Source organism: Nostoc sp. NMS8 (assembly GCF_017115045.1).
In the GTDB taxonomy this organism is placed as follows: Bacteria; Cyanobacteriota; Cyanobacteriia; order Cyanobacteriales; family Nostocaceae; genus Nostoc.
The window spans coordinates 40,078-53,154 of record NZ_JABXKK010000004.1 but is presented as its reverse complement, the minus strand read 5'-3'; the positions used below and the strand labels follow the sequence as shown (position 1 = coordinate 53,154).

The 13,077-nt window shown below is 44.1% G+C and carries 12 protein-coding genes and 3 pseudogenes; 4 read left to right on the top strand and 11 right to left on the bottom strand.

Annotation, left to right across the window (positions count from 1 at the left end):
* Both HWQ39_RS00430 and HWQ39_RS00425 read right to left on the bottom strand, forming a co-directional pair.
* A partial coding sequence (locus HWQ39_RS00430) for an MOSC domain-containing protein (RefSeq protein WP_292840011.1) occupies positions 1 to 599 on the bottom strand: 599 nt, incomplete at its 3' end.
* A gap of 326 nt (positions 600 to 925) precedes the next feature.
* On the bottom strand, positions 926 to 1,675 hold the full coding sequence (locus HWQ39_RS00425; protein ID WP_292840008.1) for a glucose 1-dehydrogenase: 750 nt from the start codon (positions 1,673 to 1,675) through the stop codon (positions 926 to 928).
* A 181-nt stretch (positions 1,676 to 1,856) separates the two neighbouring features.
* Here HWQ39_RS00425 and HWQ39_RS00420 point away from each other — a divergent pair.
* Positions 1,857 to 1,964 (top strand): annotated as a pseudogene (locus HWQ39_RS00420) (IS1 family transposase); the annotation flags it as partial.
* Between the two features lie 56 nt (positions 1,965 to 2,020).
* Here the strand turns inward: HWQ39_RS00420 and HWQ39_RS00415 are convergent.
* The 5 genes and pseudogenes from HWQ39_RS00415 to HWQ39_RS00395 all read right to left on the bottom strand — a co-directional run bounded on the left by HWQ39_RS00415 (position 2,021) and on the right by HWQ39_RS00395 (position 4,975).
* Positions 2,021 to 2,530, bottom strand: coding sequence for a nuclear transport factor 2 family protein (locus HWQ39_RS00415; protein ID WP_292840005.1), 510 nt, complete (start codon positions 2,528 to 2,530; stop codon positions 2,021 to 2,023).
* Positions 2,531 to 2,616: 86 nt separating this feature from the next.
* Positions 2,617 to 2,834, bottom strand: a pseudogene (locus HWQ39_RS34330) (SDR family NAD(P)-dependent oxidoreductase); the annotation flags it as partial.
* Positions 2,835 to 2,863: 29 nt separating this feature from the next.
* Positions 2,864 to 3,295: a cupin domain-containing protein gene (locus tag HWQ39_RS00405; RefSeq protein WP_292839999.1), complete on the bottom strand. Its 432-nt coding sequence runs from the start codon at positions 3,293 to 3,295 to the stop codon at positions 2,864 to 2,866.
* Positions 3,296 to 3,490: 195 nt separating this feature from the next.
* On the bottom strand, positions 3,491 to 4,303 hold the full coding sequence (locus HWQ39_RS00400; RefSeq protein WP_292839996.1) for an alpha/beta hydrolase: 813 nt from the start codon (positions 4,301 to 4,303) through the stop codon (positions 3,491 to 3,493).
* Between the two features lie 114 nt (positions 4,304 to 4,417).
* Entirely contained in the window at positions 4,418 to 4,975 is a 558-nt protein-coding gene (locus HWQ39_RS00395) for a DsbA family protein (RefSeq protein WP_292839993.1), read from the bottom strand.
* Positions 4,976 to 5,745: 770 nt separating this feature from the next.
* Between HWQ39_RS00395 and HWQ39_RS00390 the strand changes: the two genes are divergently transcribed.
* The 3 genes and pseudogenes from HWQ39_RS00390 to HWQ39_RS00380 form a co-directional block, all read left to right on the top strand.
* On the top strand, positions 5,746 to 6,903 hold the full coding sequence (locus tag HWQ39_RS00390; RefSeq protein ID WP_292839991.1) for an XdhC family protein: 1,158 nt from the start codon (positions 5,746 to 5,748) through the stop codon (positions 6,901 to 6,903).
* A 12-nt stretch (positions 6,904 to 6,915) separates the two neighbouring features.
* Positions 6,916 to 7,566 (top strand): nucleotidyltransferase family protein, encoded by a 651-nt coding sequence (locus HWQ39_RS00385; protein ID WP_292839988.1) that lies wholly within the window; start codon positions 6,916 to 6,918, stop codon positions 7,564 to 7,566.
* Positions 7,556 to 7,666: pseudogene (locus HWQ39_RS00380) on the top strand (IS6 family transposase); the annotation flags it as partial. The gene HWQ39_RS00385 and the pseudogene HWQ39_RS00380, both read left to right, overlap by 11 nt.
* Positions 7,667 to 7,763: 97 nt before the next feature.
* Here the strand turns inward: HWQ39_RS00380 and HWQ39_RS00375 are convergent.
* The 4 genes from HWQ39_RS00375 to HWQ39_RS00360 form a co-directional block, all read right to left on the bottom strand.
* Entirely contained in the window at positions 7,764 to 9,977 is a 2,214-nt protein-coding gene (locus HWQ39_RS00375; RefSeq protein ID WP_292839985.1) for a xanthine dehydrogenase family protein molybdopterin-binding subunit, read from the bottom strand.
* Positions 9,974 to 10,957 carry a xanthine dehydrogenase family protein subunit M gene (locus tag HWQ39_RS00370; RefSeq protein WP_292839982.1) on the bottom strand — a complete coding sequence of 328 codons (984 nt, stop codon included), beginning with the start codon at positions 10,955 to 10,957 and terminating at the stop codon, positions 9,974 to 9,976. The genes HWQ39_RS00375 and HWQ39_RS00370 overlap by 4 nt, the downstream gene beginning before the upstream one ends.
* Positions 10,944 to 11,567, bottom strand: coding sequence for a 2Fe-2S iron-sulfur cluster-binding protein (locus tag HWQ39_RS00365; RefSeq protein ID WP_292839979.1), 624 nt, complete (start codon positions 11,565 to 11,567; stop codon positions 10,944 to 10,946). Before HWQ39_RS00365 ends, HWQ39_RS00370 begins: the two co-directional genes overlap by 14 nt.
* An 876-nt stretch (positions 11,568 to 12,443) precedes the next feature.
* Positions 12,444 to 13,073: a response regulator transcription factor gene (locus HWQ39_RS00360; protein ID WP_292839976.1), complete on the bottom strand. Its 630-nt coding sequence runs from the start codon at positions 13,071 to 13,073 to the stop codon at positions 12,444 to 12,446.
* Positions 13,074 to 13,077 lie beyond the last annotated feature (4 nt).

Genomic DNA, 13,077 nt, shown 5'->3' with positions numbered 1-13,077 from the left:
TCAGTTAGTTTTACGTTAAAAATATTGATAACCATTCTCATAATGAGAATTGCTGCACGAACATAAAGCTGAATGATATTAGCAACAGTAATATTGTTAGTATCTCGACTCACCAACTCTAAAGTGTCTCCGACTCCAACTTCGCCCTCTTGCAAAACCCGAAAGTAAAATCCGGTGCGACGACTGGCAAGAAATCGTTTCACCATATCTGATCGCCCAAAGCGAATCCCTAGTTTGTAACAGGGTAAGCGCGGTTGAGTCACCATTAGTTCCACACTGCCGGTTTTAAAGCGATCGCCAATGTTCAGCTCTTCTTCTTTCAATCCTGTGACTGTGAAATTTTCGCCAAAGATACCGAGTGTTAGCTCTGTGTCAGGCAATTCGCTTCGCCAGTAATTATAATGTTCAAAGGGATAGACATAAACTGCTTTGTCTAAACCACCATGAACGGTTAGATCAGCCTGTCCATCGCCGTCCAAGTTGAGTTCACGCACCATTACTCTAGTATTGACTGGCTCTTTAAAAATTCCAGTGCTAACTGTTTTTCCTTTCCAGATCACTTCACGCGGAAGTCCTACGTTGATAGAGATGAGTTTCATTTTTAGCTCCAAAGTTTTGGATTGCATTCAATTAGGGCAGCCAACATGGGATATCGAAAAAATGAATGAGTTTTTTATTGGAGTGCTTGATTGATTAAAGGTGTAATGACCGCGATGTTTTTGACTAACTCATCAAAGAGAGAGCTGACTTTTCACGGGAAGTCCTCAAGCCCCCAAAAAGCGTGGCTTTTTTCACAGGCTCATTCTCAATAACTCTGAGTTAATGAGAATAGCTAAGGGAGAAATCAGGGCTTGGGAAACCATCAAAATGACCTTTTCCACATACTATGAAAAGTCAGCTTGGTGATGGATATTTTTAGGGTACTTCAAATCTGTGCCATACCGCCATCGACAAACAACTCAATGCCGTTTACAAAACTGCTATCGTCTGAAGCTAGAAAAACAACGGCTTTGGCAATCTCATCGGGTGTGCCGACTCGCCCTAATGGAATGGTGACAGCTTGACTATCCACGAATTCCTGCACCTGCTCATCACTGAGTCCCAAGAGATTGTAACCAGGAGTAGGAACTACACCAGGGCTGATAGCATTCACCCGAATCTTGCGCTCTTTGAGGTCGAGTATCCAACTTCGGGCAAACGATCGCACGGCGGCTTTGGTTGCGCTATAAACGCTGAATGCTGGTGTAGCGACGGTAGAAGCGGTAGAAGCGTTTAAAATGATCGAAGCACCCTCTGGTAGCAGCGGCAGCGCCTTCTGTACGGTGAACAGCACCCCTTTGACGTTGATTTTGAATGTTTTGTCAAAGTGTTCTTCAGTGATTGATCCGAGTGGGGCAATTTCTCCACCACCAGCATTGGCAAATATCACATCGAGATGTCCTTGCTCTTGCTTGATCGTAGCGAACAGGCGATCAAGGTCTGCCAGATTAGAAACATCGCTTTGCACAGCCGTAACATTTTTACCAATGGCTTCTACAGCAGCATCCAATTCAGTTTGGCGACGACCCGTGATGTAGACATAGGCTCCTTCAGCAATAAACTGTTTGGCTGTGGCAAGACCGATACCACTGTTGCCACCCGTGACAAGAGCAACTTTTCCTTCTAATTTTTTCATAAGATTAGACCTCATGGGAATTTTGGGTTTGTGTGAATCATTGAAGATTTTCTGTTGAGTGCAGTACGGTCAGGGTGTGGGGTGTAAGGAATAAAAGTGAGACGCGTTATATCTGCACTTAAGAATGTGGGTTAAATAACATTGAATTTTGTAGGATGTGTTAGGCGCTAGCCGTAACTAGACGATGATGACAGCCCGATTAGTCGTCAGTTATTTCAACTGGATTTGGTGCCATTCAAGATTGCAAACGACAGCGGCTCAACAGGCAGGATTAGCCACTCATCGCTAGTCTTGGGATGATTTGGTTTCTTACCCCACGTTTTTCTGAAGCACAACCGATGTCTATCAAGGCACCAACGCGCCCTGTAGATTCGATAGCACGCCGAGCTGAGCCAAGATGACTGATGATTGGTTGTAGCAATCGAACAACCTGACTTTCCCGTTTATGAGCCGAAATACATCGCAGCACGGCGCGTCCATCGTCTTGCCTGAGGCGGGGATGGTACCGATGGGCAAGGTAAGTGGCCCTGTGTGCGTTCCCTGCAACGTCAGCTCGACGATGACAATATCACCCACGACGTGCAGGTGGTGGATTTCCCGATGCATATCGGGAAAAGCCTTCGACATCACGGCGACTGGCTTCCACAACTCGTCCGAACCGCGAAAGGTGATGCCCGATGCCATATCGACAAATTCTCCGTCCGCTGTGAAACAGGCAACAAAAGCCTTCAGATCCTCATACTCAGCTTCTGCCACGTGGTAGAGGTGGCGAATTGCTTGCTCATTGTTCGTGGCCATTTCAGTTCCTCCTTCGTTAATATCCAGCCTGGCAACATAGCATGGTTCGTCAGGCAAAGGGTGATCCACTTGTGACAAGATTAGACATTTGGACTCATTTTGTCTGATAGAGATGCTTGATGGATAAGTGATGCCATGACATCGGTGGCGAACAGGCGATCAAGGTCTGCCAGACTAGAAACATCGCTCTGCACAGCCGGAACATTTTTACCAATGGCTTCTACAGCAGCATTCAACTCGGCTTGGCGATGACCTGTGATAAACACATAAGCACCTTCAGCGACAAACTGCTTGGCAGTAGCAAGACCGATGCCGCTAGTTCCACCGTGATCAGCGCAATTTTTCCTTCTAGTTTTCTGATTGTGGTAACTCCTGTGGTCGTTCTAATCTCTAAGGGATATCTCCAGGTGCACCCAGAATTTCGTCGCCAATTTCGGTAGAGATGCGAGTGAACAATTCCATGTCAGGTGCCTCATCCTGGTTTAGCGTCCCTGTTGCTTCAATGAGGCGAGCAAAGGCACTGGGCGAAGCAACGACTAACCCGCGAGCTGGTTGATCACTGAGTGCAGCAACAACATGGGGTGTGCCCATCGGAATGAAGGCACTTTCACCTGCGCCTAGCACAACTTTATTCTTACCAACCCAGACAGTGAACTCTCCTTCCAACACATAGAGTTGTTCTGAATAGCGTGTATGGCGATGGGGTGGAGTCTGGGCACCGGGAGGGAAATAGCCCTCAATCAGGTCATATTTACCGTCAGTTGTGGTGTGATCGGCGACGATAGTAAGGTAGTTATTAAGAAGCCACAATGATTTTGTCATGGAAGTACTCCTTCTAATGAGTGAATTGTGTTATGAATCGCAGAAAACCTCTCTAAAAGATTGAACGCTCAAGCTTGCGGATCAGATAAAACAAACAGGGTGTTGGGTACAATTGGATGGGAAAATCTCCTAGAGTCAATAATTAGGTCTGTTCTATTTGTATGTACCGAGAAACTGCTTTTGTTAAAATTGGGATTACTTCACCGCAGTGCTTGCCGCTTCAATCACTTTGGCAACCTCTTTTGGATGAGAGATAAAAGGAACATGACTGGAGTTAACTTCGGTTGTCTTAGCACCAATCCGTTTAGCCATAAATCGTTGAAGTTCAGGGTTGATGGCGCGATCGCTTTGAGTCACGAGAAACCAAGAAGGAATCGTTTTCCAGGCGATTTCATTCAATGATTGCTCAAACGCGGCGCTGGCGATCGGCTTTTGGGTTGCTGCCATCACTCGCGCCTCAGCCTTCGATACGTCCTGGGCAAAAAATTCGTGAAACTTCCCGCGATCAATATAGAGAAAGTTTGCAGCATCAGGCACGATCGCCGTACTAATCGGAGGTGCTGCGTACTTTTTATTCAAATCACTCGTCTTTTCACCAACATCCGGTGCAAAAGCATTAACATAAACCAGAGCTTTCACCTGTGGATTGCCAGCCGCCGCACCCGTGATCACATTTCCACCATAGGAATGTCCGACCAAAACAACGGAACCTTTCTGATTGTCAATCACCCGCTTCGTCGTTGCTACATCATCAGCAAGCGAGGTGAGCGGAATCTGCACAGCAGTCACTCTGTAGCCATCCTGCTCCAACAATGGAATAACGTGTTGCCATGATGTACCGTCAGCAAAAGCCCCATGAACGAGAATGATCGCAGGTTTAGAGTTAGACGCTTGAGGTAATTCTTTGGAAGTGGCTGATGTTGGATGCATTGATATTCCAATGACAACACTTAATGCAAATAACCATAGCAACAATTTTTGAACTTTTTTCCATATAAAAACTATCATTGCGATCGCCTCTGTATTCTTGCTAAATTGCTGAAATCTCTGATTCTTGTCGTCCGTATAGAAGTTATGAAATACTCCCCGCTGAAATACTTGTTAGGATAAGCATCAAAAACCTTAATCATTTGCAGCAACAATGGCTGCCATTATCTGCTCAACAGTCCAGCGATCAAGATAGCGAATTCCATTAATAAACAATGCAGGTGCAGCCTCCACTCCACTTCGCAGTCCACCTTCGATGTCCGTATTGATACGATTGACATGCGCTCTCTTAGATAAATCCTGCAAAAATTGAGAAATATCAAGTCCTAGACGATTGGCATACTCGACTAGATAGCCATTTCCCAACTCCTGTTGATGGATAAACAGCATCTCATGCATTTGCCAAAACTGCCCTTGAGCCGCTGCGGCTTGTGCGGCCTCCGCTGCCCGTTGAGCATGTGGATGAATCTGTACCTGAGGAAAATGACGGAAGATAAAACCTAAATTGTTTTCTCCAAACGAAACCTGCAATTGCTGCCCGGCAACTTTAATTAATCGATAGACGTTGGCACTTTGAAAACATTCATAATCTCCATACATGACGAAGACTACAGCAGCATTCAGTGTTCCTTGAATATGATCCTGGATTGAAGGCGGAACGAATAAAGAACAATTATTACGGTCGGAAGTCATGTTTCGGTTTGTATTAAGCAAACTTAAGCCTTACAACCCAACTGCGCTAACATTGCTATGGATTCAATAATAGAGAATTGACCCTCTCTTGTCGTCCACTCTGGGTTGACATTTTTGTACAATCGAGTGATGGATGAACCTGTCCATCTCGTAGTGGAAGGTTGTCTCCAACTAAAGTTGGAGTCTAAAGCTAATCTAAAGGGGAAAAGTTCAGGAGGCAGGAGGACGTTCGCGTAGCGTCTCCAACAGGAGAAGGCAGTCCGGCTTGAGGAACCCACCCTTAAAATAGTGGGACTTAGGCTGTAGACGGAATGGCACTAAGAAAAGCTCTAAGCTATAAAAAATAAGCTTTACAGCTTTTAATGCCATTGAGCAGTAATGGGATGAGTCAGCCTATCGCTGTGCCATTCGATGCAGCCTCATAAATGGAGCGATGATGTATGGGTTGTCCAACAAATTTTTTTAAGTTGGAAAAGCTTAGTCGAAAATAAATATTCCGTGCTAACTCTAATAATAGATAAATGACTCAAATTGACAACTATCCTACGGGGCATGATTTCAGCGATATTTTCGCTTATCTTGGATAACACAACGCTGCGGTGTCTGCGGCGGTAAACAACGCAGTCAGTTTAATACATATACTGCGATCATTAACGGGCATCGTGTTTAATACTAGCAGCGATGCACAATGGCACAGTCATTACATTGTTTTCATTGGGACTGTCTATTTAGGCTGACAAACTGCTAGAAACAGAAAAATAAGTAATCCAATGAACGAATTACAAGCAATTTTAGAAGGCTTCGAGTCAAGTAAAAAAAGTGGTGAAACTACTTTTCTTGCCACTGTAGTCAAAACTCAAGGTTCGACCTATCGCCGACCAGGTGCCAAAATGTTAATGACAAATACAGGTCGGATGATCGGAACAATTAGCGCAGGTTGCTTAGAGAACGACGTATTTGAGCATACTCAACAACGAATGTTGGACGGCGACACAATTGTTGTGACTTACGATAACACCGCCTCTGAAGATATTCTTTGGGGCTTTGGTCTGGGATGCAATGGGACAGTGCAAGTTCTGATCGAACGTCTTGAAAAAGAAAGTACACCGAAAGTGATCGCTTTTACACAGGAGTGCTTTCATAAAAAACATTTGGGTGTTATTGCTACAGTTTTTGCTTTTGAAGGCAAGGTAGATGTGAAACTTGGGTCGCGCTTACTGCTGTATCCAAATGGTAAAATTAGCACTGATATCAAAGATGCAAATTTAATTCAATCTTTGCTTGCAGATACTCAAGCAGCCCTTACTAATCAAAAGTCAAGTGTAAAAAACTATCAGTTACCTTTAGGCAGTCCAGAAGTTTTCATCGAAGTCATTCAACCACCCACGCCTCTAGTAATATTTGGTGCTGGTTATGACGCTGTACCCGTAGCACAGTTTGCTCAAGCATTAGGTTGGGACGTTACTGTAGTCGATTGTCGAGCTAATGAGGCAACTAGAGCGCGATTTTCACTAACTTGTGATGTGATTCTGAGTCGGCGAGAAATTATACATAAACAGGTATTTATAGATGTCAACACAGTTGCTGTAGTGATGACGCATAATTACCTTGATGACCTAGAAATTTTGAAAATGTTGCTGCTATCTCCTGCACGCTATATAGGAGTTTTAGGGCCAAAAGCGCGTACTGAAAGATTGCTTGAAGATTTGCGTTCGCAAGGAATAGTTTATACCCCTGAACAATTAAAAAGATTACATGGCCCGATTGGAATTGACATTGGAGCAGATACACCTGAAAGTATAGCGATCGCTATTATTGCGGAAATTCAAGCAGTGCTAACAAACCGCAGTGGTAATTTTTTAAAAAATCGCAATCAACCAATTCACCAATCCTATGAAAGCAACTTAAACTTACTACTGACCACATAGTTTTTATCTGTTATGGTATTTCACACTGAGCAAATAGACGAAGAAAAATCAACCATAGCCATTCTGATTCTTGCTGCTGGTGCATCTACTCGTATGGGTACACCAAAACAACTATTGCTTTACCAAGGACGTAGTTTTTTGCAATATATTACAGAAATGGCGATCGCTTCAGTTTGTCAACCTGTGGTAGTAGTACTTGGAGCAAATGCAGAACAAATTTATCCCCAAATTAAGCAATTTCCCGTAACAATAGTTAACAATCCAAATTGGGCTTGTGGAATGAGTACTTCTATCAAAAGCGGTATTGAATTGTTAAATAATCTTCCGCAAAAAATAGAAGCAGTAGTTATTACACTTTGTGATCAGCCATTTGTTTCTAACCAAATTATTAATCAACTTGTTGATGCATATTATTCAACAAAAAAACCGATAATTGCTTGTGAATATGGGGGTACATTAGGTGTACCCGCTTTATTTAGTCAGATATTTTTTTCTGAACTTGCTGCTTTGAAAGAAACTTCAGGAGCAAAAAGAATTATTAATAATAACCTCAATCAAGTGTTTTCTATTTCGTTTACGCTAGGGAACATCGACATTGATACGCCAAAAGATTACGAACAATTACAAGTTGTGTTGCAAAAATCGATGATTAGTGAATCCTGACTTAGGATTCAAATCATTCTACACAGCTAGAATCACGATTAGTGGCTACGAAACTATGAATATGATTCGTAAAGGTCAACTTAACGCAGTCAGCGTATGAACTTCTTGCTCATACTGGTAATATGGTGATCGCCAATCGGATGATTGTTCTTTCATCGTTTCGGCGATGCCTACGGCTGGCTACGCCTACGCAATATCTACAGCAGCTTGTCTAATGTAATTGGCAAATCACGGATGCGTTTACCTGTGGCATGATAGACAGCGTTAGCGATCGCCGCCGCAGTTCCCGTAATCCCAATTTCGCCAATTCCCTTGACACCAAGCGGGTTGATATATGGATCGTGTTCATCGACAAACAACACTTGAATATCAGGAATATCTGCATTCACTGGCACGTGATACTCAGCTAAATCATGGTTGACAACGCGTCCTAGATTCGGGTCTGTTACCGTCTGTTCCATCAGTGCCATACCGATACCATAGATAATTCCACCAATTAGTTGACTGTTGGCTGTTTTAGCATTGAGTATTCGTCCCACGCCAAAAGTTCCTACCCAGCGCGATATTCGCACTTCACCCAAATCAGGTTCAACGCGCACTTCGGCAAACTGCGCTCCAAATGCGTGCATTGAAAACTTCTTTTTTTCCTCTCCAGGCTTGGCATCGGCACGCGCTTCGATCATTTTCATTCCATGCCGTGCCAAGATTGCCTGATATGTTTCGGTTGCCGACGATTTATTTTTTAAGAAAAAGCTACCATTTTCGGCAATTACATCCTCAGCGTTGGAACTATAAAGCGGCGATTTGCGATCGGCAAGTGCTAGTTGCAAAAGCTGACTGCGAGCTTGATTTCCGGCTAAATGCACGGACGAGCTGACACTGGCGGCAGTTTGTGAACCACCAGAAACGGGGGTTTCTGGCATCTTAGTATCGCCTAGTTCAAAGCGAACTTTGTCAACTGGTAGACCGAGTGCCTCAGCTGCGACTTGAGTCATGACAGTATAAGTCCCCGTGCCAATATCTTGTGAACCGCTTTGCACAACGGCTGTACCGTCTGCCATAATTCGGGCGATCGCCGATGCTGGGGAACGGTTGGTAGGATAAGTTGCTGTCGCCATACCCCAGCCAATAAAATAATTGCCATCTCGCATCGAACGGGGCTTGGGATTGCGCTTCTGCCAACCAAACTTTTCTGCTCCTAATCTATAGCACTGGATGAGTGACTTACTCGACCAAGGCAGTCCTTTACTGGGATCTACATCAGCATGGTTACGCAGACGCAGCTCTACCGGATCGATATTCAGCGCATAAGCTAGTTCGTCCATTGCCGACTCTAGGGCAAACGACCCAGAAGCTTCGCCTGGGGCCCGCATATAGGTTGGTGTTCCTTCATCAAGCTTAACCAGACGGTGGCTAGTTTCAATATTCGGGCAAGCGTAAATCATGCGGGCGCTTTTACCAACGGGTTCGATAAATTCATCAAAAGTTGAAGTCTGGGAAGTGCCAGTGTGTCGCAGAGCGGTTAATTTACCCTCGCGGGTTGCACCTAGAGATACTTGTTGAATTGTTTCTGGTCGGAAGCCGACAGGCCCATACATCTGTATGCGACCCAGAACTAATTTCACTGGGCGATTAACCTGCCGTGCTGCCATTGCCGCTAGAGGTACATGCGACCAAGTCGATCCTTTGCAACCGAAGCCACCGCCAACAAAGTAAGACATAATGCGAATTTTCTCTGGCTCAATTCCTAATACTGCCGCAACTTTTTTTTGAGCCGAAAAGATTCCCTGAGTTGCGTCATACAGCAGCAGTTGATCGCCTTGCCAAACTGCTGTTGTAGCATGAGGCTCCATTGGATTGTGATTTTCGATCGGTGTAGTATAGGTTTGCTCGACGCGGACAGCCGCAGTCGCTAGTCCCTGGTTAACATTGCCGTGAGTTGAATCAGGCAACTCCTCTCCAGGGAGTTTCCCCTTAGGCAAGTATGCTTTAGCGAGGTTGTCCCGCATATTGATGGTCGGTTTCTCTTCGTCATAGCGAACTTGCACGAGGGAAGCAGCATACATAGCTCGTTCAAAGGTATCGGCAACGACGACACCAATGTGCTGACCACTATAAAGCACAATATTATCTTGCAGCACTTGCAGCTTGCGATCACCGCCCTTTTCTCCAGAAGCTTTGGGCGTGTTGAGGTGGGTAATAACTGCTAATACACCCGGTATTTGCTCCGCCGCCTTTGTATCGATTTTGGCTATCTTACCTTTGGCGATCGTGCTTTGAATCGTCACACCATAAGTCATTTTTGCTACCGGAAACTCTGCCGCATAGCGGGCGCCACCAGTTACCTTTAGGTGTCCATCGACTCGGTTGAGCGGTTTGCCAACAACTCCATTTTTTTCCCCTGTATTCACGCTATCCCTCCTACCGTCAAGAGTGCCTTAACAATTGTGCGTTTAGCAAGTTCGACCTTAAACCCGTTATATTTTTGAGGTTTAGCTCCGGCGATCGCTGCTTTGGCTGCTGCTTTAAATGTTGCCTCATTTGCGGGCTTGTTCAAAAGTATTTTTTCAGCTTCGTAGGCACGCCAGGGCTTTGTTCCTACTCCACCCAAGGCAATGCGCGCAGCGCGAATGATGCCATTTTGAACATCTAATGCCGCCGCAACCGATGCCATCGCAAAGGCATAGGAGGCGCGATCGCGGACTTTTAAATAGTGCGATCGCTTAGCAAAGTTGGAAGCAGGTAAATCTACGGCAACGATTAACTCTCCGTGTTGTAGAACTGTCTCCCGTTCGGGTGTATTACCTGGTACGAGATGAAAATCTACAAGCGGAATACTGCGCTCTCCGAACGGAGAGCGTGTCTGCACAACCGCATCAAGTGCTACCATTGCCACAGCCATATCAGAAGCATGGGTGGCAATACAGCGATCGCTACCGCCGAGAATTGCATGGATACGGTTGTAACCCTCAATCGCCGCACAACCTGAACCTGGAACACGCTTATTACATGGCATCGAAGTGTCACGGAAGTAGTAACAACGGGTACGTTGCAGCAAATTCCCGCCTACACTTGCCATGTTCCGTAGTTGCGGCGATGCCCCAGACAGCAACGCCTCTGACAACACAGGGTAACGCTCTTGAATCATTGCATTATAAGCAACATCGCTATTGCGTGCCATTGCGCCAATTCGCACGCTGTTGCCCTGCATTTCTATCTTGGTTAGCGGTAATCGATTAATGTCAACCAACTCTGTTGGTGTCTGGACATTCAGCTTCATCAAATCGATGAGGCTAGTACCACCAGCAAGGTACGAAGCTTGAGCATTTAAAGCTACCAACCCCACAGCATTTTCCGCTTGTCCTACTTTCTTATAGTTAAACGGCTGCATCTTTTTTTCCCCCTAAGACATCGCGGACAGCAGTCACGATATTTGGATAAGCGCCACAACGGCAAATATTCCCACTCATCAATTCACGAATGTCGGCATCTGACTTAGCGTGTCTTTCGTTAACTAAACCTACTGCCGAACAAATTTGTCCCGGCGTGCAGTAGCCGCACTGAAATGCATCGTGGGCAACAAATGCTGCTTGCATTGGGTGCAAATTGTCTCCTTGCGCTAAACCTTCAATAGTTGTAATCTTTGCATCGGTGTGCATGATGGCAAAAGTCAGGCACGAGTTAACACGCCGCCCATCAATCAACACTGTACAAGCACCGCACTGACCATGATCGCAGCCCTTTTTAGAACCAATTAGCCCTATGTATTCCCGAAGTGCATCAAGTAAGGTAACACGTGGTTCAATCTGCAAATTATGTGCTGTTCCGTTTACTTGCAGCGTCACCTTCATAGTCTCAGGTGTGGAAGTTTTCAGCTTTGGAGTAGTTTTTTTGACTTGAGTTTCTGCTACAGTTTTCTCTACAAAATTATTGATTGTAGCCGCTACTGTGCTGATAACCATCAATTCACCCAACCTACGGCGTCTTAAGACAAACTTCATCTGTTTACTCCACTCTATTTTTGTTGGTAATAATATTGGTAATTCTCTTGACTTCAATTCTTTATAAAAAACACTCTTTTCTTACAAGCATTTCCTAAAAATCACATCGTTAACAGAATACAATTTCATCTTGTTCTTGTGTCTCTATCAAAAGATTGATATCATAAGTAATATTTATATTTGTTCTTATATTTTATAATATCGTTAGCAAGATAACAGTTAAAAGTTATAGTAATTAGACCTATTTCATAAATGTTTAAATTATGATACTTAGCCAAGCAAAATATCTGGTGATATTCTTAATCTCACTACGTTTTGCTCAGAATAAAATTTATGATTGCTGAACTTTTATAAGAAATCTATTGTTTAACTATTTAGTGAAAATTACTGTCGAAATCATCTTGTTTCAAAAACTAGATTTTTTAAAAATATTAAATAAATTTAAATTAAATCAAAGAAGCGATCGCTCGTTTTTGCTGTTACTTAGAAAATAGATGTAATACTTCCATTGCTATTGAGCTACTATCAGTATAACTATAGGAATCATATTTGATTTCTGAAAAAATCTAAGTATTTGTAGTGGAGCGGCAAGGCTAAAATGTTGCAAAAAATTGTAGGTTGGTGGAGGCTTTGCGTAACCCAACATTCCGATATATGTTGGGTGCGCTCCGCTTCACCCAACCTACGTCTAATACACAAATTTAGCCTAGACACGCCACTACGTATCTTTTCAAAAATCAAATACTAGTCCTAAATTTATCTTTTTAGTTGGCTTTAGACCCATAACTAAAGTTTTAATTTATACTTACAACCTCCTGACTCCTAACTCCTGCCTTCTTTGTAAAGGTTCACTTCCCTTCCCCCTTTTTTCTCTACTTACAAACTGACAATCCCACGCTTAACAGCAGTAATCACAGCTTGTGTGCGATCGCTCACTCCCAGTTTGCTCAAAATGCGATTCACATGCGATTTGACAGTGCTTTCACCAATACTCAAAGCAGTCCCAATTTCCTGATTCCCCATTCCTTGTGCCATCAAACGCAGCACTTCCAACTCTCGTTTACTAAGTTCTGGATTGCTCATTCGCTGCAATAATTTTGCGCCCACTTCTGGCGGAATATATTTCTGACCATTATGAATGGCGCGAATCGCATTTAAAAGTTCGCCAGGTTTAGTATCCTTAAGCAGATATCCTTGAGCGCCCGCCTGTAAACCGCGATAGATATCTTCATCGCCATCGTAGGTTGTGAGTACGGCGATCCGAGCCTGCTTAAATTCAGCACAAATCGCTATAATAGCTTCAACACCTTCCACCTGGGGCATTCGTAAATCCATTAGTGTGACATCAGGTTGGTATTCTCGAAACGCGTCGATTGCCTGCTGTCCATTTTCAGCTTGAGCGATCGCTGTCATTTCTGGATCGCGGTTAATGATAGTTGCTAGACCCTTTCTGACTATGGCATGGTCATCAACAATCAGCACCCGAATCGTAGTGGATTGGCTCATGATA

Coding starts and splice junctions, on each gene's coding strand:
- HWQ39_RS00390 (WP_292839991.1), top strand. CDS start 5,746: ATGAACGAATTACAAGCAATTTTAGAAGGCTTCGAGTCAAGTAAAAAA.
- HWQ39_RS00395 (WP_292839993.1), bottom strand. CDS start 4,975: ATGACTTCCGACCGTAATAATTGTTCTTTATTCGTTCCGCCTTCAATC.
- HWQ39_RS00365 (WP_292839979.1), bottom strand. CDS start 11,567: ATGAAGTTTGTCTTAAGACGCCGTAGGTTGGGTGAATTGATGGTTATC.
- HWQ39_RS00425 (WP_292840008.1), bottom strand. CDS start 1,675: ATGAAAAAATTAGAAGGAAAAGTTGCTCTTGTCACGGGTGGCAACAGT.
- HWQ39_RS00385 (WP_292839988.1), top strand. CDS start 6,916: ATGGTATTTCACACTGAGCAAATAGACGAAGAAAAATCAACCATAGCC.
- HWQ39_RS00400 (WP_292839996.1), bottom strand. CDS start 4,303: ATGATAGTTTTTATATGGAAAAAAGTTCAAAAATTGTTGCTATGGTTA.
- HWQ39_RS00360 (WP_292839976.1), bottom strand. CDS start 13,073: ATGAGCCAATCCACTACGATTCGGGTGCTGATTGTTGATGACCATGCC.
- HWQ39_RS00370 (WP_292839982.1), bottom strand. CDS start 10,957: ATGCAGCCGTTTAACTATAAGAAAGTAGGACAAGCGGAAAATGCTGTG.
- HWQ39_RS00405 (WP_292839999.1), bottom strand. CDS start 3,295: ATGACAAAATCATTGTGGCTTCTTAATAACTACCTTACTATCGTCGCC.